This window comes from Amycolatopsis decaplanina DSM 44594 (assembly GCF_000342005.1).
Taxonomy (GTDB): Bacteria; Actinomycetota; Actinomycetes; order Mycobacteriales; family Pseudonocardiaceae; genus Amycolatopsis; species Amycolatopsis decaplanina.
This window is the reverse complement of sequence record NZ_AOHO01000014.1, coordinates 91010-112112: the sequence shown is the minus strand read 5'-3', so window position 1 is coordinate 112112 and position 21103 is coordinate 91010. Positions and strand designations below refer to the sequence as shown.

At 69.0% G+C, this 21103-nt stretch carries 16 protein-coding genes; 4 read left to right on the top strand and 12 right to left on the bottom strand.

Annotation, left to right across the window (positions count from 1 at the left end; all coding sequences use genetic code 11):
• Positions 1 to 3: 3 nt before the first annotated feature.
• From H074_RS00880 to H074_RS00860, 5 genes are all read right to left on the bottom strand, one after another.
• Positions 4 to 630, bottom strand: coding sequence for a response regulator (locus H074_RS00880; protein WP_007028122.1), 627 nt, complete (start codon positions 628 to 630; stop codon positions 4 to 6).
• Positions 627 to 1901 carry a sensor histidine kinase gene (locus tag H074_RS00875; protein WP_007028121.1) on the bottom strand — a complete coding sequence of 425 codons (1275 nt, stop codon included), beginning with the start codon at positions 1899 to 1901 and terminating at the stop codon, positions 627 to 629. Before H074_RS00875 ends, H074_RS00880 begins: the two co-directional genes overlap by 4 nt.
• A complete protein-coding gene (locus H074_RS00870; RefSeq protein ID WP_007028120.1) occupies positions 1898 to 3418 on the bottom strand; it encodes an ArnT family glycosyltransferase in 1521 nt (506 codons plus the stop codon). The genes H074_RS00875 and H074_RS00870 overlap by 4 nt, the downstream gene beginning before the upstream one ends.
• 89 nt (positions 3419 to 3507) lie before the next feature.
• Positions 3508 to 5040 (bottom strand): ArnT family glycosyltransferase, encoded by a 1533-nt coding sequence (locus H074_RS00865; protein WP_007028119.1) that lies wholly within the window; start codon positions 5038 to 5040, stop codon positions 3508 to 3510.
• Between the two features lie 139 nt (positions 5041 to 5179).
• Positions 5180 to 5695, bottom strand: a complete 516-nt coding sequence (locus tag H074_RS00860) for a ribonuclease FAU-1 family protein (protein WP_007028118.1) — start codon at positions 5693 to 5695, stop codon at positions 5180 to 5182.
• A 142-nt stretch (positions 5696 to 5837) separates the two neighbouring features.
• On the opposite strand from H074_RS00860, the gene H074_RS00855 reads away from it, so the two are divergent.
• Positions 5838 to 7124 carry a DUF5685 family protein gene (locus H074_RS00855; protein WP_007028117.1) on the top strand — a complete coding sequence of 429 codons (1287 nt, stop codon included), beginning with the start codon at positions 5838 to 5840 and terminating at the stop codon, positions 7122 to 7124.
• A 51-nt stretch (positions 7125 to 7175) separates the two neighbouring features.
• Positions 7176 to 9332: an excinuclease ABC subunit UvrB gene (uvrB, locus tag H074_RS00850; RefSeq protein ID WP_007028116.1), complete on the top strand. Its 2157-nt coding sequence runs from the start codon at positions 7176 to 7178 to the stop codon at positions 9330 to 9332.
• Positions 9333 to 9404: 72 nt separating this feature from the next.
• Here the strand turns inward: uvrB and H074_RS00845 are convergent, their stop codons facing one another.
• From H074_RS00845 to H074_RS00825, 5 genes are all read right to left on the bottom strand, one after another.
• Complete coding sequence (locus H074_RS00845; protein ID WP_007028115.1) at positions 9405 to 10814, bottom strand: S28 family serine protease; 1410 nt, start codon at positions 10812 to 10814, stop codon at positions 9405 to 9407.
• An 89-nt stretch (positions 10815 to 10903) separates the two neighbouring features.
• Entirely contained in the window at positions 10904 to 11674 is a 771-nt protein-coding gene (locus H074_RS00840; protein ID WP_007028114.1) for an enoyl-CoA hydratase/isomerase family protein, read from the bottom strand.
• A 43-nt stretch (positions 11675 to 11717) separates the two neighbouring features.
• Positions 11718 to 12140, bottom strand: coding sequence for a hypothetical protein (locus H074_RS00835; protein ID WP_039921155.1), 423 nt, complete (start codon positions 12138 to 12140; stop codon positions 11718 to 11720).
• A gap of 258 nt (positions 12141 to 12398) precedes the next feature.
• On the bottom strand, positions 12399 to 13358 hold the full coding sequence (locus H074_RS00830; protein WP_007028112.1) for an ABC transporter permease: 960 nt from the start codon (positions 13356 to 13358) through the stop codon (positions 12399 to 12401).
• Entirely contained in the window at positions 13351 to 16260 is a 2910-nt protein-coding gene (locus H074_RS00825) for an alpha/beta fold hydrolase (protein WP_007028111.1), read from the bottom strand. Before H074_RS00825 ends, H074_RS00830 begins: the two co-directional genes overlap by 8 nt.
• Positions 16261 to 16578: 318 nt before the next feature.
• Here H074_RS00825 and H074_RS00820 point away from each other — a divergent pair, with 318 nt between their 5' ends.
• A complete protein-coding gene (locus tag H074_RS00820) occupies positions 16579 to 17553 on the top strand; it encodes a TerC family protein (protein ID WP_007028110.1) in 975 nt (324 codons plus the stop codon).
• 30 nt (positions 17554 to 17583) lie between these two features.
• Positions 17584 to 19545, top strand: coding sequence for a S9 family peptidase (locus tag H074_RS00815; protein ID WP_007028109.1), 1962 nt, complete (start codon positions 17584 to 17586; stop codon positions 19543 to 19545).
• 72 nt (positions 19546 to 19617) lie between these two features.
• On the opposite strand, the gene H074_RS00810 is transcribed toward H074_RS00815, so the two are convergent.
• Together H074_RS00810 and H074_RS00805 are read right to left on the bottom strand one after the other, a co-directional pair.
• Positions 19618 to 20274 (bottom strand): RES family NAD+ phosphorylase, encoded by a 657-nt coding sequence (locus tag H074_RS00810; protein ID WP_007028108.1) that lies wholly within the window; start codon positions 20272 to 20274, stop codon positions 19618 to 19620.
• A gap of 98 nt (positions 20275 to 20372) precedes the next feature.
• Positions 20373 to 20954, bottom strand: a complete 582-nt coding sequence (locus H074_RS00805) for a hypothetical protein (protein WP_007028107.1) — start codon at positions 20952 to 20954, stop codon at positions 20373 to 20375.
• Positions 20955 to 21103: the final 149 nt, after the last annotated feature.

Genomic DNA, 21103 nt, shown 5'->3' with positions numbered 1-21103 from the left:
GGCTCAGCCCCCGAGAAGCCCCCGTGCGAAAGCGGTCGCGACGGCGGCCGCGCGATCCTTCACGCCGAGCTTGGCGTAGGCGTGCACGAGATGCGTCTTCACCGTGGCCTCGCTGATGAACAGCAGTTTCGCGGCCTCCTTGTTGGTCGAACCACGCGAGATCAGGGTGAGGACTTCGAGTTCCCGCCGGCTCAGCGGCTCCGGCGCGGGTGCGCGCATCCTGCCCAGGATCAGGTCTGCGACGGCGGGGGAGAGCACAGCCTCCCCGCGCGCCGTCGCCCGGACCGCGCGGAAGAGCTCCTCGCGAGGAGCGTCCTTGAGCAGGTAGCCGGTCGCGCCCGCTTCGATCGCCGGGACGACGTCGGTGTCGGTGTCGTAGGTCGTCAGCACGAGGATCCGTGCGGGATTCCGGAGTTTCACCAGCTTGGCGATCGCGGCCACTCCACCGGAGCCCGGCATCCGCAGGTCCATCAGCACGACGTCGGGGCGGAGTTTCTCCGCCAGTGCGACGGCTTCGTCGCCGGACGACGCTTCTCCGAGCACCTCGAACCCCTGATCCGCGGTGAAGATGCCGCGCAGCCCGTCACGGACGATGGGATGGTCGTCGGTGATCAGCAGCGTGATCGTCATGCTCGGGCCTCCAGCGCGATGGCGGGCAGATCGGCCGACACGGCAGTCCCGCCGCCCGGCTCCGATTCGACGTGCAGTGTTCCCGCCAGCCGGGCGACGCGGGCACGCATCCCGGGGATGCCGAAACCGCCGTCACCCGCCGGGCGCGCGTCCGGCGCGTTCGGTTCGAAGCCCTTCCCGTCGTCCCGGACGTCGACGGTCACCTGATCGGCCATGTAGGACAACGTGAGCCCCACGATCGTGGCGGCGGCGTGCTTCTCGACGTTGGCCAGCGCCTCCTGGGTGATCCGCAGCAGTGTCGCTTCGATCTCGGGATGCAGCGCCCGCCCGGTCCCGGTGGTGGTGAACCGGACCTCGACGCCGGTCCGGCCGCTCCACTGCCGGGAGACCTCGCCGAGTGCGTCCGGCAGGGTCGCGGCGGCCAGTGGCTGCGGGCCGAGCGCCCGCACCGAACGCCGGGCGGCGGTCAGGTTCTCCCGCGCCAAGGCCATCGCGGAGCCGACGTGCCGTTGCCATTCCGCGGGATCGCCTTTCGCCTCGGCGGCCGCCTCCAGCTGGGTGATGATCCCGGTGAAGCCTTGGGCGAGGGTGTCGTGGATTTCCTGGCTCAGCCGCTGACGCTCGTCGAGGACGCCGGTTTCGTGTGCCTGGCTCAGTAGTTGCCGGTGCAACACCGCGTTCTCCTCCTGCGCGGCGGCAAGTTCGTCGAGCACGCGTTTGCGTTCCGCGTGCTGGCGCGCCATCGCCGCCGAGACGAGCCCGCCCCCGCCGATGGCGGCCGTCTGCACCAGCGTGACCACGGTCCACAGCGCGGGCTGATCGGCGAACGCCCGCACCGGGCCGCCGTTGGGGATCGTGTTGATCAGCGCCGAGACCACGAAGATCCCGGCCAGCGCCAGCGGGGCGGGCCGCAGCCGCATCGCGTCGAAGAACCCGGTGATCATGAAGATGAGGAAGATCGTGTCGTGTCCTTCGAGCACCGCCGCGATCGTGACGAGCCCGGCGAAGGACACGGCGACCACGACCGGATGCTCGGCCCACCGCTTCGGTATCAGCGTGAAGGTGAGCAGGAGCCAGACGGCCGCGATTCCCGCCAGCCCCAGGGTGGTCACCGGGTCGTGCCCGGAAATCACGAGACTGAGCACCGTGCTCAGCGCCAGCAGCGCGTACGGCAGGTACTTTTCGACCCGGCCGGACCAGGGCCGCCACAGCGACCCGCCGTCGTCCGGCGACGGCCACAGCGAGTCCTGCCACCGGATCCAGCTGGTCATACCCGGAATTCTCTCAGTCCGGGCCACGCCGTCGCCCAGGATTCGGTGTGGCCGGTGACCAGCCAGATCGGCATCCCGCGGCTCACATTGCGGACGCCTGTCGCGTTGTCCACGCGGGCGACGATCCGGGCGTCGGTGAACGAACGCAGCAGCCGCGCCGGATCGGGCCCGACGAACAGGACGCTGTCCGCGGTCTCGGGTGGATGCCCGAAGTACCAGAAACCCCGGCTGGGGCTGTACACGGCGGGAAGCCCGTAGTCGGCGCCGTACCGGTCCAGCGCCCCGGCCTGCCAGTATCCGGCCGTGACGAGTGTGGTGCGGGCCCGCTGCTCCGGCGGGAGCCGGTGATAGGCCTCCGCGACCGAACGGGCGAGGTCCGGCCAGCCGATCTCCTCCAGCGCGTACGCCGGGCGCGGTACGTCCCGGCCTTCCGCGAGCCAGGCGGACGGCCACACCGGCAGCGCGTACGGGAGGGTGTACAGCGCGGAAAGCAGGAACACCGGCCAGGCCGGGATCCAGCGGAACCACCAGGACGGCTTCAACTGTCCGAAGTGGACGGCCGCGCCCGCCCACAGGACGCCGAACATGCCCGCGGCGTAGTAGTACCGGCCGTTGGACAGGATGAACAGCGCGATCACGCCGACGGAGGTCCAGCCGAGGAACCGGTATTCGCGCAGCCTGGCCGAGAACAGCAGGACCCAGAGTCCATAAAGGACACCGACGACTCCGATGCCGAGCCCGGCGCCGGTCAGCAGGGCGGGCAGGAACCCGGAGCGGCCGCTCCAGCCACCGGTGGTCTCGTGCGCGATGACGTCGCCCATCTCCAGCTGCGGCCAGCCGTTCGCGGCCTGCCACCAGAGGGTGGGTACGAGCGAGAGCGCGGCGATGCCCGCGCCGATCCAGAGTTTGGGCCTGCGCAACAGATCCCGGGGTCCGAAGACCAGGATCGCGATCCCGGCGGCGACCCAGAACGTCGCGATGAGGAGCTTGACGTTCAACGCGACGGCGGTCGCCACGCCCAGCCACGGCAACAGGTTGTCGTCACGGGTCCGCATCCACCGCACGAGCACCCACGCGATGAGCGTCCACAGCGCCGGATCGATCGTCGAGGTGGCCAGATAGTGCCCGCTGCCGAGGAACTGCCCGCAGATCGCGTACGCGGCGGCGGCGCGGGTCTGCGCCCGGCGGTCTCCGCCCAGTTCGTAGGCGATGAGCCCGGTGAACACGACACCGGCGGCCGTCGCGAGGACGGCGGGCAGGCGGAACACGAAGACGTTGCCCGGCGCGAGTGTGTCCATCGCCAGCGCCAGGAACGGGAGTACGGGCGGTTGGTCCGCATAACCCCAGGCCAGCCGCTTGCCGGCGGCGAGGAAGTACAGTTCGTCACCGAAGTAGCCGTACCGCCACGCCGTCGCCAGCAGGACCGCCGCGGCCGCGGCGGCGAGCAACCCCACCGGGAGCCGGGCGAACGCCGCACTGGACACGGTCGGTGTTTCGGCCGCGCGGGCGGCTTCCATCCATTCCTCGCAGATCCCTCGGGTGCCGGTCCTCTCGCACCTTACGTGCCACCGGCGTGGCGCGTCGGTCGTAAGAGGACCGGCGAGGCTCAGAAGCCCCAATCCGTGAGTTTCGGCCATACCGTGTCCCAAGTGCCGTTCCGGCCGGTGGCCAGCCAGATCTTCATGCCCTGACTCACGTTCGTGATCCCGGCCCGGTTGTCGAGCGCGCCGACCTCCCGCACCTGCGTGAAGTACGGCACAAGGCCCGAAGGGTCGTTTCCGACGAACAGGATGTCCCGTGCCGATTCCGGCGGCCTCGGGAGCGTCGCGTAGCCGCGGTTGGGACTCGACGGCGACGGCAGCCCGAGCTCCGGTCCATAGTGGTCGATGGCACTGGCCTGCCAGTACTTCGCCGTGACGACACCGGTCCGGGGCGGGTCGGGAACTGTCTTGTACGCCTGTGCCACCGACTCCGTGATCTCCCGCCAGCCGATCTCCTCGACGGCGAAGATCGGCCGCGCCCATTCCGGGGTGGTCGCCAGCTCCGCACGCGGGAGGATCGGCAGCGTCTGCGGGATCGCGATCACCGCGGCCACGAGGTACACCGGCCAGGTGGCGATCCAGCGCCAGTACTTCGACGCCTGGCCCGCTTCGATCTCCACCGCCGCGGCGGCGAACAGCGGGGCGAACATCCCGGCCGCGTAGTAGTAACGCCCGTTCGCCAGCAGGAACAGGGCGAGGACGCCGAGCGCGGTCCAGCCGAGGAACCGGTACGGCCGCAGGCGTTCGGACCGCAGCAGGCGCAGGAGTCCATAGCAGACCAGGATCAACCCCACCGGTACTCCGGCGCTCATCACCAGCGTCGGGACGAAGGTGGCGCGCCCTCCCCAGCCGGCCGAGACCTCTTGGGAGATCGCCGTGCCCATGGTCAGCTGCGGCCATCCGTTCGCCGCCTGCCAGACGACGGTGGGCGCGATCATCGCCGCGGCGATCAGCGCGCCGAGCCACAGCGCCGGACGGCGGACGAGGTCACGGGGCCCGCACACCACCGCGGCGGCGAGCGCGACGACCCAGAACGCCCCGATGAGGAACTTCGTGTTCAGCGCGAATCCGGTGACCACGCCGCCCCAGATCAGGAGCCTGTCCTCCCGGGTCCGTACCCAGCGGACGAGCAGCCAGATCAGCAGCGCCCAGAGGAACGGATCGATCGTGCTGGTCGCCAGGTAGTGCCCGCCGCCGAGCATCTGGATGGACACCGCGAAGGTCGCCGCCGCGATCGTCTGCGCTTTGCGGCCGCCGCCCAGTTCCCTGGCGATCAGCGCCGTCAGCACGACACCGGCGACCATCGCCAGCATCGCCGGGATCCGCAGGACGAACGGCGAATCGGCGCCGAACGCGTCCATCAGGCGGGCCAGCAGCGGCAACAGCGGCGGCTGGTCGGCATACCCCCAGTCCAGATGCCGACCCGCCGCCAGGAAGTACAGCTCGTCGCCGAAGTAGCCGTAGCGACCGGCCGTCGCCGCGAGTACCGCCCCCATCGCCCCGGCGATCGCCGGCACCGGTGTCCTGGCGAACGGCGCGACTTCCGCGCGTTGTCGTCCACCGGACCGTTCTCGGAGCCCCTCGGCCTCGATGACCACGGGTATCCGCCCCCTCTCGATCGGTTACGCCCGTGATCGAGAGTCCCGCAACCGGCCCGCTGCCGGGATCCATCGGCCGGTCAGGATCGGCTCGCCCAAGGGATGAGCGAGGATCAACCGATCGATGGATGCCGGCGGATCAGTGCCGTCGCCAGCCGAGTGTGATGTCCTTTGTGGACAGCCAGCCGCGGAGGTCGTGACCGTGGGCAGCCAGCCCGTCCACGGTCGCGTGACTGACGCCGAGCGCGCGTTCGGCGTCCGCGCGGGAGAGCAGCCCGGCCGTGACCGCGGCGAGGAGTTCGTCGGTGTCGATCACCTGGACGGATTTCTTGTCCCGCAGGACGAGGTCGAGATAGAGGTCGGTGGCCACCCAGATGCCGTCTTCACGGCGGATGTCGACGACGTCGAGGTAGAAGTCCTGATCGCGTTCGTGACCGGGGGTGAACCAGAAGTCGGTGATCCGCAGGCCGAGATCCGGCAGCAGCCAGGACTCGATGTAGTGGAACTGCGCCCGTCCCGGCGTCGGCCGCGCCATGTACAGGCCGAAAGGCTCTTCGCGATATTCGTCGACGGCCCTCACGACGCCCTTGGGATCGGTGTTGGTCTTCGCGGCCGGGTCGAAGTACTCGACCTTCGGCGGGTGCAGCGCGGTCATGCGCCCATCTTGGAAGGCGCCGACGCCCGCGAACACCGCCCAACCGGGTGGACGATCACGGTTTCCCGGTTCCGGGGGAGGAACGCCGTCCGGCCGGATAGGGTGCGCTGGTTCCGCCATAGGGATGAGTGGGAGTCGAGAGATGTTCGGGATCATCAGGCCGTGCCGCCACCGGCTTTCCGCGGGTCTGCACGCGGAGTGGCTCGCCCATCTCTGTGGTCTCTGTCTGGCGTTGCGCGATGAACACGGACATCTCGCCCGAATGGTGACGAATTATGACGGCTTGATCATCTCGGCGCTCGTCGAAGCCCAGTCGCCGCGTGCGGAGGGGCGGCGCGACGCCGGCCCTTGCCCGCTTCGGGCGATGAAGGGAACTTCGGTGGCGAAGGGCGGCGGTGCCCAGCTAGCGGCGGCGGTCTCCCTGGTGCTGGCGTCGGCCAAGGTCAGTGACCACGTCGAGGACCGTGATGGTGCCTTCGCGCGGCGTTCAGTCGCTCTCGCCGCGAAGCGGGTCGCGACGCGCTGGGCGGACCAGGGGAGCCGCACGGGTACCCGGATCGGGTTCGACACGGCGGTCCTGACCGAGGCCGTCGACCGGCAGGGCGAGATCGAACGCGCCGTCCGCTTGGGTGATTCGGCCGTGCTCGCCACCGAACCCGCCGAACTGGCGACGGCGGCCGCGTTCGCGCACACCGCGGTCCTGGCGGGACGTCCGGAGAACGCGGCGCCGCTGGCCGAGGCCGGGCGCCTGTTCGGCAGGGCCGCGCATCTGCTCGACGCCGTCGAGGACCTCGCCGTGGACGAGGCCGCCGGTGCGTGGAACCCGTTGACGGCCACCGGCACCGGGCTCGCCGAGGCGCGGCGCCTGTGCGACGACGCCGTGCTCGGCGTCGAACTCGCCCTTCGCGAGGTGAAGTTCGCTCAGCCCACGCTGGTCCACGCGCTGCTGGTGCACGAACTGCGGCAGGCGGTGCGGCGCGCCTTCGGGCACGGGCTCGCCGGACACGGCCACGGTCCGCAGCAGCCGCCCCCGGGCTGGATCGGACCGGGACCGCGGCCGCAAGGGCACCCGCATCAACCCCATCCACCCCAGCGGTACCCGCAAGGCGGCTATCAGCCTCCGCCTCCGCCGCAGGGTGCCCCCGGTGGCGGGGGACCGCCCCAAGAGCCGCCGAAGAAGGGCGGCAAGCACAGCGGCGGCGCGCCGATCGACGGCCAGGGCGGTGGCTGCTGGATCCCGAAGTTCCGGGTCCCGCCCAAGCCGAGGAACTTCTTCTTCGGCTGCGCCGTGGCGACCTACATGTGCTGTTCGTGCCAGTTCTGCTGCCGCGATCCCTTCCCGGGCCCGTGGAGCGGGAAGCCGAACGGTTCCTGCGACTGCAACTGTGATTGTTGTGACTGCTGTTCCTGCTGTGACTGTTCGTGCTGAGCCGACCGGGGGAACCGGAAACTGTCGGACCCAGCGCCTACTCTGGTTCCCGTGGCTTTCGCATCCGAACACCCCGTGCTCGCCCAGTCGGACTTCCGCCCCGTCACGGACATCCCCCGGACCGGTGGCCGGTTCGAGGTGGTCAGCGAGTACAAACCCGCCGGTGACCAGCCGGCGGCCATCGACGAGCTCGAACGCCGGGTCAAAGCAGGCGAAAAGGACATCGTGCTGCTCGGTGCCACGGGTACCGGCAAGTCGGCGACGACGGCTTGGCTGATCGAGCGCGTCCAGCGTCCGACGCTGGTGATGGCGCCGAACAAGACGCTCGCCGCACAGCTGGCGAACGAGCTGAAGGAGCTGTTCCCGCACAACGCGGTCGAATACTTCGTCAGTTACTACGACTACTACCAGCCCGAGGCGTACATCGCGCAGACGGACACCTACATCGAGAAGGACTCGTCGATCAACGACGACGTCGAGCGGCTCCGGCACTCGGCGACGATGAACCTGCTGTCCCGGCGTGACGTCATCGTGGTCGCGAGCGTCTCGTGCATCTACGGCCTGGGCACGCCGCAGTCGTATCTCGACAGGTCCACGAAGCTGAAGGCCGGCGAACAGCTCGACCGGGACGTCTTCCTCCGCGCGCTGGTGGATGTGCAGTACACCCGCAACGACATCGCCTTCGCCCGCGGCACCTTCCGCGCTCGCGGCGACACGGTCGAGATCATCCCGGCGTACGAGGAGCTGGCGATCCGTGTCGAGTTCTTCGGCGACGAGATCGAGAAGCTGTACTACCTGCACCCGCTCACCGGCGACATCGTGAAAGAGGTCGACGAGGTCCGCATCTTCCCGGCCACGCACTACGTCGCGGGCCCGGAGCGGATGGAGAAGGCCATTCGCGGCATCGAGGCCGAGCTCGAGGAGCGGCTGGCCGAGCTGGAGAAGCAGGGCAAGCTGCTCGAAGCGCAGCGGCTGCGGATGCGCACCGCGTACGACATCGAGATGATGCGCCAGGTCGGGTTCTGCTCCGGCATCGAGAACTACTCGCGGCATATCGACGGTCGTGACGCGGGCTCCGCGCCCGCCACGCTCATCGACTACTTCCCGGACGACTTCCTGCTCGTCATCGACGAGTCGCACCAGACCGTCCCGCAGATCGGCGGCATGTTCGAAGGCGACATGTCGCGGAAGCGGAACCTGGTCGACTTCGGGTTCCGGCTGCCCAGCGCGGTCGACAACCGGCCGCTGACCTGGGAGGAGTTCAGCGACCGGATCGGGCAGACGGTGTACCTGTCGGCGACGCCGGGGCCGTACGAGATGGGGCAGGCCGGCGGCGAGTTCGTCGAGCAGGTGATCCGGCCCACCGGCCTGGTCGACCCGAAGGTGGTCGTGAAGCCCACCGAGGGCCAGATCGACGACCTGGTGCACGAGATCCGCGAGCGGGCCGAGAAGGACGAGCGTGTCCTGGTCACCACGCTCACCAAGAAGATGGCCGAGGACCTCACCGACTACCTGCTGGAGCTGGGCATCCGGGTGCGGTATCTGCATTCCGAGGTGGACACGCTGCGCCGGGTCGAGCTGCTGCGGCAGCTGCGCGCGGGCGATTTCGACGTGCTGGTCGGCATCAACCTGCTCCGTGAGGGTCTCGACCTGCCCGAGGTGTCGCTGGTCGCGATCCTCGACGCGGACAAGGAGGGCTTCCTCCGCAGTGGCACGTCGCTGATCCAGACGATCGGCCGCGCGGCGCGAAACGTGTCGGGCGAGGTGCACATGTACGCGGACAAGATCACCGACTCGATGCAGCACGCCATCGACGAGACCGATCGCCGCCGCGCCAAGCAGGTCGCCTACAACAAGGAACGGGGCGTCGACCCGCAGCCGCTGCGGAAGAAGATCGCCGACATCCTCGACCGCGTCTACAGCGAGGCCGAGGACACGGAGTCCGTCGCCGTCGGCGGTTCGGGCCGGAACTCTTCGCGGGGCAAGAAGCCCGAGCAGGGTGATCGCGTGCGCAGCTCCGGGATGCTCGCGGACAAGGACGTCGCCGGGATGCCGCGCGCCGAACTGGCCGACCTCATCCAGCAGATGACCGACCAGATGATGCAGGCCGCGCGCGACCTGCAGTTCGAACTGGCCGCCCGGCTGCGGGACGAGGTCGCGGACCTGAAGAAGGAGCTCCGGGGAATGGACGCGGCCGGCATCAAGTAGCCGCGTTTCGTCCTCCGGTCGCGATCCTTGCGCGTGCAAGTACCGCGATCAGAGGACGAAACGCGTGAGGAGTCAGAGGCGCGGGCGGTGAAGCATGGTCAGGTCGGCGTCGAAGTCCGGGAATCCGGCGGGCACCGAACGCGTGCTGACGCCTGGCGAAACCGGAGGCAGACCGGCCCACCGCCGCACGGTGTTCGTGGCTTCGGCGGCCTGAGCCGCGGGAAGCTGCGAGATGCGAGCGCCGTGGTTCCCGCCCGGCACCGTGTAGCTGTAGGAGTCCTTCGTGCCGAAGCCGAGCCGGAACGGCTCGGCGCCCCACGGGTCGTTGCCGCCGTAGATGAACATCAGCCGCTTCCCCCGCGACTTCACCCAGAAGTCGATGTCCGGCATCGCCAGGTGGTCGAACCGCGGGATGTCGACCGACTTCGGCACGAACGTCCGCGACACGTTGGAGCCCGGGTAGCGCAGCAGATCCCGGAGATAGCCCTCGTAGGACTCGGGGGCGCCGAGCTGGTAGGACGCCTGGAAGTAGTACGGAACGTAGATCTCGAGGTTCTGGTCGGAGTAGGTGTTGAGGCTTTCGACGCGTTCGAACCAGGCGTAGACCTCGGCCGCCGGAGCGCCCGCCTTCGGGATCGTCGCGCAGTCCGCCTGCTTCTGGTACTGCCAGAAGGCGAAGTACGAGTCGATCACCGAGATCTCCAGCGACACGTCGGCCGAGCCGACGGTGTTGAACGTGTAACCGTTCTTGGCCGCCTCGGCGGCGGCGAGCGCCGCGAACTCGGAGCGCCGGGTCAGCACGTCACGCTGGATCGCCTTGAGCGCGGACCGGCAGGCCGGGTCGTTGCCGACGTTCGCCAGGAACTCGTTGTAGCGGTCGTGTTCGTTGATGACGTCATTGGGCGCGACGTACGGGATCGTCGCGTCGACGTCGTCCGGGAAGAACCTACGGAAGTAGGTCGCCGTCATGCCGCCCTTGCTGCCGCCGGTCGCGAGCCACTTGCCCGGGTAGAGCCGCTTGAACGCCTCGACGGCGCGGTGCTGATCGGCCGCCGCCTGCCAGATCGTCAGCTGCTTGCCCCAGTCCGGACGCTCCGGCCGCGAGGGGGTGAAGAACCGGTACTCCATCGACAGCTGGTTGCCGTCGACGAGCTGCGTCGGCTCCGATCGGTTGGGCGATTCCGACACGTTGTACCCGCTCGTGTACACCACGGTCGGCGAGCGGAATTCCTTGTGCAGCAAAGTGAAACGCTGCTGGAAGGTGCCGGCGCCCGGCCTGCGGTGGTCGACGGGCTGGGTGTAGGTGAGTTTGAAGAACCGGTACCCGGTCGGTGCCGGGTTCTCCGAGACGACGGTCAGGCCGGGGATCCGCCCGAGCGCGTCCTTGATGTCCTCGGGTGCCGCCTGCGCTGCCGGGGTCAGCCCGGCCAGTGCGAGAACGATGATCGCCAAAACCGACCACGCGGCCGTGAGCTTCCGCATCCATGCCCTCCCCATCGCCGACCTTCGAGCGGTCGGATACTCACAGAGTCCCCGCCGGTGGGCAATCACCTATCCGGTCGAGCCCGAAGTCACGCCTGCCCGCGCAGCACCCGGTCGACGTAGGCCTTGATGGCCGCGAGCGACTCAGGGGAGCTCCACAGTTCGAGGACGTGGGCGTCGTCGCCGCTGCGGTGTTCGGCGATCCGCTCGTGGAACGGCCGGTGCAGCTGCGCCTTCGTGTGCGCGTACGCGGCCGCCGGGATCTCGGCGAGTTTCCCGGCCACCTCCACCGCCCGCCGGACGACGTTCTCGGGCTCGGTCACCTCGTTCACCAGGCCGAGCCGGAGCGCGTCCGCCGGCGGGTGGGTCTCGCCGAGGAACGCGAGTTCGGCGAGGATGTCGGCGCCGAAGCCGGAGCGCAGGATCTCCAGGGCCGCCAACGGGAACGGCACGCCGACGAGCAGCTCGGTGATCCCGATCCGGCCAGGGCCGTCGGCGAGGACGCGGCGGTCGCAGGCTGCGGCGAGCACCGCCCCACCTGCGATCGCGTGTCCGTTGACGGCCGCGATCACCGGTCCGGGGAAGCCGAACACCGAGAGGAACGCGTCCGACAGCGTGGGCAGGAAGTCCTCGAGATAGTCCGCGCCGCCGTCGTGCACTCGCCGCAGGTCGACGCCCGCCGAGAAGATGCCGCCGGTGCCGGTCAGCACGACACCGCGATAGCCGCCGAGCTGGACGTCTTCGAGCCGGACGATCAGTTCCTGGCAGAACTCGGTGTCGAGGGTGTTCGCCTTGCCGTGCCGCAGGGTGACGACGGCTATCCCGCCTTCGTCGTCCACGCGGATCGAAGAGGTGGCCATGGGCCGACCGTACCGGAGCCGATGGAGTTCTACAGTGGACCGTTCAGTCCGTCAGCCGCACGGTGATGGTCGGGCTGTAGGAACGCTTGCGGTTCCAGCCGGTCTCGGCACCGATGCTCAGCTGGATGGCCCGGTCGGAGGGCGCCCAGTAACCGGTGCGGACGAAGTAGGCGTCCATCGCGGACAGCCTGCTGCTCGACTTGCGGCCGCAGATGGTCTCCCAGCCCCACTGCCTGCCGCTCTCCTCGACACCGTTGCGCCGGACGAACAGATGCGGGTTGCCGATGTCGCGGCAGTAGGTGCCGCCCTCGGAGATGTAGAGGACCCCGTCGATCTTGTAGAACCGCTTGTTGTCGAGAAGGGTCACCTGACCCGAGACGGCGAATCCGACGTGGGCGCCCTTGCCGGAGCTCATGGACCAATCAAGAAAGAACTCTTGAACCGGTATCTCGATCGACTGGGTCATGGTGACGTCCCCGCTTTCCGCTCGCGTCGGCACGTTTCCCCTGAAGATAAGGATTTCCCGGAGGTCTCCGAAGATGAATGCGTACTTTTCACCCAATGAGTCGATGATCGGAGAAAACGATGTTCTCATGCGCATGAAACACCGATTACCGGCGCTAATGGGTGAAGGTCGCCACGGCCAGTGAAAACCGGGGCCCACCAGGAAGAGGATTTCGTCTTCCCGGTGGACCCCGGTCGTTTCTTCAGCGCGGAAACGCTCTCAGCTGGTGATGTCCTTCGTCGCGAACCGCCGGCCCGCCAGCAGGAAGAACACCGTGCCGTACAACGCCGCCGACACCATGCCGTTGGCCATGTTCGTCCAGTCGATGTCGGTCGAGATCAGATCCATCCACGAGAACGCGAAATGCGTCGGCAGGTAGTCCCGCAGGCCTTCCAGCGCGGTGATCTGGTCGAGGATCTGCGAAACGATCGCGACGATCACCGCGCCGCCGACGGCGCCCAGCGGGGCGTCGGTGGCGACCGAGAGCAGCATCGCCAGACCGGCCACCCAAGCCAGTTGCAGGATGATGTAGATCGTCGCCAGCCCCATGGCCACGAGACTGTCGCCGAACGACACCGCGTCCCCGGTCGGGCTGATCGCGTCGCCCGCGCCGTACCAGATGACGCCGACCACCAGCGACACCAGCGGCAACAGGACCAGCGCGACCGCGGAGAGGATGCCGGAGACGATCGCCTTCTGCCGCAGTACCCGGTGCCGGGGGACCGGCATCGCGAGCAGGTATTTCAGGCTCGACCACGACGCCTCGCTCGCGATCGTGTCGCCGTAGAACAACGCGACGATCATCGGGAGCAGGAACGTGCCGGAGACGAACAGGGCGAGCACCACGAAGTTCGGCGCGCTCGCGGTGGCGAGGTCGACGAAGCCGCCGCTGCGCCGGTTCGGGTTGGCCTGCCCGATCTCGAACGCGATCACCAGGATGAACGGCAGCAGTGCGACGAACCCCAGCATGAGCTGGGTCCGCCGCCGTTTGAGCTGCCGCTTCAGTTCGACGCCGAGCCGCAGTGTCCGGTCGGCGCGGTAGCCCGCCACCGCCCCGTCCGGGCCGACCTCGGTCGGTTCGTGCGAAGCGACCTCGGTCAGCTCGAGCAGGGCCGCCGGATCGGTGTGCACGCCGTGATCCGCCCGGGTCGCCGGGCCGGAACCATTGGTCTTACTCACCCTTCGAGTCCTCTCCGACCAGCTGCAGGAACGCGTCTTCCAGACGGCGCCGCGGCCCGGCCTGCTCGACCGCGACCCCGGCCCGCACCAGGGCGGCGACCGCCTCGGCGCGCGCGAGACCGTCGAGATCCGCGTGGACCAGTTCACCGTCGACGTCGACGCCGGAAACGCCACCGACCTTCCGCAGCGCTTCGGCCGCTTCGGCGGGCTTGTCGACGCGGAACGTCGCCTCGCCGCTGGAGGCGGCCAGTTCGCCGACCTCGCCCGAGGCGACCAGCATGCCGCGGTGCATCACGACCACGTGCGTACAGGTCTGCTCGACCTCGGCCAGCAGGTGGCTCGAGACCACCACGGTGCGTCCGGTCGCCGCGTAGCGCTGGAGCACCTCGCGCATCTGGTGGATCTGTGGCGGGTCGAGCCCGTTGGTCGGTTCGTCGAGCACCATGAGCTCCGGCAGGCCGAGCATCGCCTGCGCGATCGCGAGCCGTTGCCGCATGCCCTGGCTGTAGGTGCGGACCCGCCGGTTCACCGCGTCGCCGAGCCCGGCGATCTCCAGTGCCTCGGCGAAATGCGCCTTGTCCTTCGGGCGGCCCGTGCTCGCCCAGTACAGCTCCAGGTTCTCCTTGCCGGACAAATGCGGCAGGAAGCCCGAACCCTCCACAAAGGACCCGATCCGGGACAGTACCGGCGCGCCGGGCGCGATCAGATGGCCGAACACGCGGATGGTGCCCGCGGTCGGCGTGATGAGCCCCATCAGCATGCGCAGGGTCGTCGTCTTGCCCGCGCCGTTCGGTCCGAGCAGGCCGAGCACCTGACCGGGCTCGACCCGGAACGACAGATCCTTCACCGCGACGAAGCCGCCCGCGTAGGCCTTGCGCAGACCCTCGATCACCAAGGGCGTCTTCGCGAGGCTCTCGTCGATGTCGTGGGCACGGCGGCGGCGGAACGCGGCGAGCACCGTGATCGCGATACCCGCGAGCAGCGTTCCGGCGATCCCGAGCAGCTGCGCGGTGGGCGCGCCCGCGCCGACCGAGGTGCCGTGGACGACCGGCACGCCGAGCCGTCCGCCGTCCGCCAGCCCGATGCGGAACACCGCGGGTTCCACCGGCGTCGCGAACGCCTGGTCCGTCGTGCCGACGACCAGCCGGAGCGTGTGCCCGGCCTCCAGCGGCCGCACGATGCCCGGCAGGGTCACCGTCACCTCGACCGGGCTGCCGTCGGCGGGCAGGCCCGGGACGCGGAAGGGTGCGACGGCGTTGGCCGGAAGCGTGCGGACACCTTCCGAGTTGACGTCGTAGAGCTTCGCGAACAGGACGGCTTCTTTCTGCGGAGCCGCGACGGAGGGATCCGCGGAGACCTGCAGCCGGACCGTCGGCGAACCGGCCGCGATCGTCTGCGCGTCGAGCGGCGGCGTCGCGAACTGCGCGGCCTGACCCGGCGGGTCCAAACTGAACAGTCCGGACAGCCGGGACGAGCCCGCCACCGCCCCGTTCAATCCGGGGATCCCGCTCACCGCGGCGGGGTTGCCGCCTGCCGGCCGGACGACCGGCTGAGCAGGGCCGGCCAAGGTGAACTGACGTCGCTCGGTGGCGTCGCCGGTCGCTCCCGGGTACGCCGGTGCGGTGACGGTCCGGACCGAGGGGGCGCCGTTGGCCCGCAGCGTGCCCTGGATGTCGTAGCTGAACCCGGTGCCGGGATCGGTGCCCTGTCCGGTGAGGGAGAACTTCAGGAAGTCGGCGATCCGCGCGCGCAGTTTCTGCCCGGGCTTCCCGCCGTCGTGGCCGCCGGTGTACCAGATCGTGTGAACCTTGCCGCCCGCCGCGGTGATCTGCCGGGCGGTCGCGTCGGACTGGTCCAACCCGAACAGCGTGTCGCTTTCGCCCTGCACCAGCAGGGTCGGCACGGTGATCTTGTCCGTCACGGACGCGGGGGAGACACGGCGGAGCAGATCGACGGTCTTCTGGCTCGCCTTACCGGTGGTGGCGAGCTCGGTGTAGGCCTGGCAGACCTCGGCGGTGAACCGTCCACAAGGGTCGGCGGAGCCGGACGGCGGGCGCTGTCCGGCTCCGCCGCCGAGCGGCAGTGACTGCGCCGCGGCACCTGCCGCGCCCGTGCCCTGTGCCGCACCGGATTCGCTCGTCTCGTCGCCGGCTTCGGGTGCGTCGTTGGCGGGCGAACCGCTCTGCGCCGCGCCGGAACCGGCGGAGAAGAAGATGCCCGCCCACGACTTCTTGAAGACACCGTCCGCGGTGAACGCGCCGGCGGCCGGGGTGGTGGCGTTCGGCGCGGCCGGGGCGGCGGCGTTCGGGAAGAGGCCCTGCGCGAGATCGTTGTAGGTGATCACCGGCGCGATCGCGTCGACCCGTTTGTCGCTCCCGGCGAGCAGCAGGGAAAGCGCGCCGCCGTACGAAGCGCCGGACACGGCCACCTTCGGGTCACCGTTCTCGCTGAGGACCTCGGGCCGGGCGGCCAGGTCGTCGATCAGCTTCCGGGCGTCGGCGACCTCGCGGTCGGGGTCGTTCAGCGCGATCTTCCCGGTGCTGCGGCCGAAACCGCGCGCGGACCAGGTGAGTACGACGAAACCCTTGTCGGCGAGTTCGCGCGCTTCGGTGGCGACACTGTTCTTGTCACCGCCGAAACCGTGGGCCAGCAGGACGGCCGGAGCCGGAGTCCGCTCGGGCAGGTACGTGGTCGTGTCGATCTTGACGACCTCGGACGAGCCCGGGGCTTCGGGCAGGTCGAGAGTCGCATCCTGGGTTTTGATCGCGGACGGGGCGGGTTCGCTGTTCGTCCACACGACGGCCGCGGCGGCCAGGACCACCACGACCGCGGCGAGCGCGGTGAGCTTCGCGCCTCGCGTGCGAGGGAGCGGGATTCGGGGCACGGAATGACCGTATTTCACCGAAGCTGAGAATCGCTTCCCCGGCACACACGGACCACACAAGCGTGACGTCACGTCACCACCGGAACGGGTACCCGACGAGGGAGAAGAGGTGGGTGTGACGGGAGTTACGCCATCATCTTGGTGACAAGGGCAACCTTAACTGGCGTCATGCGTACAGACAGGTCAAACTGGACCAGCTGTGAGGGGAGTATTCCTTCGCGGCGGTGTCGTCAGCACGGTGGCCTTCGCGGGCCCCCGGCACCGTCGGCCGGTTTCGCACCGGCGGAAGAGACCTCCGGTTAGTTGCTGCTGTGCACTATCCGGAGGGTTGGTTACATGTCTGTTCCCCTGTGGCTATGGATCGCCACGGTCGGTGGTCTGCTCGCGCTGATCGCGCTCGACCTGGTCATCGTCGATCGCAAGCCGCATGAGGTCACCACCGGCGAAGCCGCCCGGTGGGTCATCTTCTACGTCGCCGTGGCCGTCGCGTTCGGCATCGGTGTCTGGGTCTTCGGGGGACACGACCCGGGAGTCGAGTTCTTCACCGGGTACATCACCGAGTACTCGCTGAGCGTCGACAACCTGTTCATCTTCATGATCATCATGACCTCGTTCAAGGTGCCCGCGATCCACCAGCACCGCGTGCTGCTGATCGGCATCCTGCTCGCGCTCGCCATGCGCAGCGTGTTCATCGCCGTGGGCGCCGCGCTGATCGCGCAGTTCGTCTGGGTCTTCTTCCTCTTCGGCGCCGTCCTCATCTGGACCGCGATCAGCATGATCCGCAACAAGGACGAAGACGAGGAATACGAAGAGAACGCGCTCACCCGCTGGGTGCGCAAGCTCTTCCCGGTCACCAACGAGTGGCACGGGCACAAGTCCTTCGTGAAGAAGGACGGCAAGCGCTGGATCACCCCGATGTTCCTGGTGATTGTCGCGATCGGCAGCGCGGACCTGCTGTTCGCCGTCGACTCGATCCCCGCGATCTTCGGTATCACGCAGGAGGCCTTCCTGGTCTTCACCGCCAACGCGTTCGCGCTGATGGGCCTGCGCCAGCTGTACTTCCTGCTCGGTGGCCTGGTCACCAAGCTGGTGTACCTGTCCTACGGCCTCGCGGTGATCCTCGCCTTCATCGGCGCCAAGCTGTTCCTGCACGCGCTGCACGAGTACCACGTCGTCCCGGACTGGCTGGACATCAACAACTGGGTCTCCCTGGGTGTCATCGTCGTGGTCCTGAGCGTGACGACGCTGGCCAGCCTCGCGAAGGCGAAGAAGCTGGAAGCCGCTGAGCAGGAGTCTTCAATCAGTAGTTAGAGCTGCTAAGGATCGGGTACCGTCGGGGCCGTGCGTCCCGTTGACATCGAAGCCCTGACGGTCCCCGGCATCCTCGCGCTGCACGGCGACCTGCTGCTCACCGCGGTGAGCAGGCCTGATCTGAAGACGAACAGCTACCGCGGCGGCCTGCGCAGGGTCGACCTGGGCGGTGGCGGAGAAGGGCCTTGGACCCACGGGACCAAGGACTCCGCCCCCGCCTTCTCCCCGGACGGCCGGTGGGTCGCGTTCCTCCGGGCGGGAGAGGGCTCCGGGCGCGCCGCCAAGCCGCAGGTACACGTGATCCCCGCGGCCGGGGGTGACGCGAAGCGGATCACCGACCTGCCGCTCGGGGCGGGTGCCCCGGTCTGGGCGCCCGATTCCCGCCGCATCGCCTTCGTCGCCCGTGTGCCCGAGCCGGGCCGCTACGGCACGGAGAACGCGGACGGCGAAACGCCGGAGCCGGGTGAAGAGGCGCCGCGGCACATCACGAACCTCTTTTATCGCGTCGACGACGCGGGTTTCCTCAACGACCGTCCACAGCGTCTGTTCGTCGTGGACACCGTCGCCGCGCTGCACGAGGACGCGCCGGCCGAGCTCACGCCGCTGACCGACGATCGGGCCGACGTCGAGCATCCTTCGTGGACGGCCGACGGCGAGCACGTCCTGTTCACCGCCCCGCGTGACTGGGCCGCCGAAGACACCGTCCGTTCGGACGTCTACGCCGTGCCCGCCGCCGGCGGCGAACCGCGGCTGCTGGTCAGGACGCCGGGCACCGCGAGCCGGGCGGTCTGTGCCCCGGACGGTTCCATCCTGTTCTACGGCACCGAATTCCCCGGCCTGGAAGAGATCGCCCGTAACACCGGGCTCTGGCAGGCGCCGTGGCCTGTCGGCGCCGAGCCCTCGTCCGCGCGGCGGCTGACCGACGTCGAAACGGTGGACTGCGACAATGCGGCGAGCCCCCCGGTCGTCCTCGGCGGCGAGGTCCTCCTCGTGGTCCGCACCCGCGGTGCCGCCGAGCTCCGCGCCGTCCCTCTCGACGCGGAGCTGGCGGAGCTGAAGTCGTTGCGCTATCTGGCGGGTGAGCGCGCCGCGGTGAAGTCGTTCGCCGTCGACGGCGAACGGATCGCCGCGGTGATCGGGACGCCCGAAAGCTCCGGCGACGTCGTGCTGCTGTCGGACGGGGAACCGCGCGTGCTCACCGACTACTCGAAGACGTTGCGGGACAGCGGGATCCTGCCGCTGGAGGAACTGAACACGACCGCGCCCGACGGCTACCCGGTCCACGGCTGGATCGTCCGCCCCGAGGGTGACGGGCCCCATCCCGTGGTCCTGATGATCCACGGCGGACCGTTCGCGCCGTACGAATGGAAGGTCTTCGACGAGGCGCAGGTACTCGCCGAGGCGGGTTACGCCGTCATCCTGGGGAACCCGCGCGGTTCCGCCGGCTACGGCGAAAGCCACGGCCGGAGCATCGTCCACGGCTTCGGCACCGTGGACGCGGACGATTTGCTGGCCCTGCTGGACGAAGCGCTCAAATTGTCCAATCTGGACAGCGATCGCGTCGGCGTGATGGGCGGCTCGTACGGTGGCTTCATGACCAGCTGGCTCGCCGCGCACCACGGTGGCCGGTTCCGCGCCGCGTGGAGCGAGCGCGCGGTCAACGCCTGGGACTCGTTCGTCGGCAGTTCCGACATCGGCTGGTTCTTCGCCGGGGGCTACGTCGGGGACGACCTCGACGAGCAGCGCAAGCGCAGCCCGCTGACATATGCGGGGAAGATCGACATCCCGTTCATGGTCGTGCACTCCGAGCAGGACTGGCGATGCCCGCTGGAGCAGGCGCAGCGGATGTACGTGGCACTGCGGCAGAACGGCGTCGAGGCCGAGTTCCTGCTGTTCCCCGGCGAGGGCCACGAACTCACGCGATCGGGGCTGCCGCGGCACCGGGTGCAGCGGTTCGACGCCGTGCTGGAGTGGTGGGGCCGTCACCTCTGAGCCTCGGCCGCGGGTCTCGTGAGTGGTAAGGACGGTTAGAACCGGCCTTACCACTCACGAGACCCCGGCGGCTCAGCTGAGAAGCGTGTAGTTCAGCTCTTCGCACACCCGGCCCAGAGGCACGTCGAGACCCGGGTGGTCCAGGGGGAGCAGCACGTCCGGCGCGACCGGCAGCGAATTCCCGGCGGGCGGGTCCCACAGGGCGAGCGCGGGGCCGCCGGAATCCATGGAGGACCGGTACCAGACGCCGTCGAGGTCGCCGAAGGCGGCGCGGATGGCGCGGGCCCAGGCCTGGGTGATCTTCTTCGGTCCGCTGGAGATCTCCTGCGAGGCGCCGACGCGGGTCGGCCACAGGCCTGCGAGGTCGAGCAGCCGCAGTGTGCGGGTCGGCCGCACGACGACCAGGCGCGGGCCGCGGGATTTGCGGTCGACCGTCGACGTGGTCTGGAAGACCTCCGCGATGCTGGTGCGCACGGTGAGACCGAAGTACAGGACGCCGTTCCCGGGGTCGGTGACCGGGCGACCACCGCGACCAGGGGTCTGCGGGTCGAACCGGCCGTGCGGGAGCGGGCCGCTGTAGCGGAACGAATTCCACTGCTGGGGGTGGTTGCCGTGCGCGGTGAAGATCCTGACCAGCCTGGTGCCGGGGTGCACCGTCACCACGTCGTTGGTGCGGTGCAGCTCCTTGACCAGGACAGAGCGTGCGGGCGGCAGGGGGAGCCGGGCCATACCTCGGGAGTCGTCCGTCCTTGTCGGGTGATCTTGCTCGTTGGGGTCAGCCTACGGCCTACCCCCGACTGAAATTTTCCGTCGTCGGGCAAAACCACTTAGAACGGCGTACCCAGCGTGGCCACCAACCTGGCTACGTGCTCGGGATCGCCACCGGAGAGGAGCCATTGGCGCGGGGTGGCGGGGTGCTCGTTGATCACCAGATCGGCCTGCGGTGTGCTCATGAACGCGGCGACGACGAGCGCGGGCTGGTCCTCGGGCACGGCGCGCAGCACGACCTCCAGGCCGGGAAGCACCCCGGAGCCGGCGAACTGCCAGGCGGGCAGCCGCCAGCCCTGGTCCTTCCAGCCGGTGAGCCTGCCCTCCTTCAGACGGTGGCGGATACGGCTGTCGTCCACGCCCAGCGCTTTCGCTGCTTCCAGCACGCTCAGCGCGGAATCGGCCAGTACGGCGTGCGCGGCGACCGTGCGGGCACGGAAGTCCGGTTCGTCCTCACCTCGGGGGGAAAGGTCCAGGCCGACGTCGGTCAGCGCGGCGCGCTGATCCGCCGAGAAGTAGTGCGAGGGGTCGGGGTTCGGTGGGGTCAGCCTCCGCGCCGCGTCCTCGACGAGGTTCAGGAACTCGTTGGCGTCGACCTTCAGGCCCGCCTTGGCGAGAACGTTCTCGAGCGCTATCGACATAGCGCCTAGGGTAACGCGTCTGTGCGGGTTCGTGCGGTCTCATCTCGATTTCGTGGGGGAATTCACCAGAGAAGAACACAGAGTGCACGGAATCCAACACGTGCAGTAGGCAATGTCGCCATAGTGTGCCCGTAACGGGCGAGCTTGTC

What these genes read in the sequence shown, in the direction of transcription:
- H074_RS00880 (WP_007028122.1), bottom strand. Translation starts at nt 630, where the DNA reads ATGACGATCACGCTGCTGATCACCGACGACCATCCCATCGTCCGTGAC.
- H074_RS00875 (WP_007028121.1), bottom strand. Translation starts at nt 1,901, where the DNA reads ATGACCAGCTGGATCCGGTGGCAGGACTCGCTGTGGCCGTCGCCGGAC.
- H074_RS00870 (WP_007028120.1), bottom strand. Translation starts at nt 3,418, where the DNA reads ATGGAAGCCGCCCGCGCGGCCGAAACACCGACCGTGTCCAGTGCGGCG.
- H074_RS00860 (WP_007028118.1), bottom strand. Translation starts at nt 5,695, where the DNA reads ATGACCGCGCTGCACCCGCCGAAGGTCGAGTACTTCGACCCGGCCGCG.
- H074_RS00855 (WP_007028117.1), top strand. Translation starts at nt 5,838, where the DNA reads ATGTTCGGGATCATCAGGCCGTGCCGCCACCGGCTTTCCGCGGGTCTG.
- H074_RS00845 (WP_007028115.1), bottom strand. Translation starts at nt 10,814, where the DNA reads ATGCGGAAGCTCACGGCCGCGTGGTCGGTTTTGGCGATCATCGTTCTC.
- H074_RS00840 (WP_007028114.1), bottom strand. Translation starts at nt 11,674, where the DNA reads ATGGCCACCTCTTCGATCCGCGTGGACGACGAAGGCGGGATAGCCGTC.
- H074_RS00835 (WP_039921155.1), bottom strand. Translation starts at nt 12,140, where the DNA reads ATGACCCAGTCGATCGAGATACCGGTTCAAGAGTTCTTTCTTGATTGG.
- H074_RS00820 (WP_007028110.1), top strand. Translation starts at nt 16,579, where the DNA reads ATGTCTGTTCCCCTGTGGCTATGGATCGCCACGGTCGGTGGTCTGCTC.
- H074_RS00810 (WP_007028108.1), bottom strand. Translation starts at nt 20,274, where the DNA reads ATGGCCCGGCTCCCCCTGCCGCCCGCACGCTCTGTCCTGGTCAAGGAG.
- H074_RS00805 (WP_007028107.1), bottom strand. Translation starts at nt 20,954, where the DNA reads ATGTCGATAGCGCTCGAGAACGTTCTCGCCAAGGCGGGCCTGAAGGTC.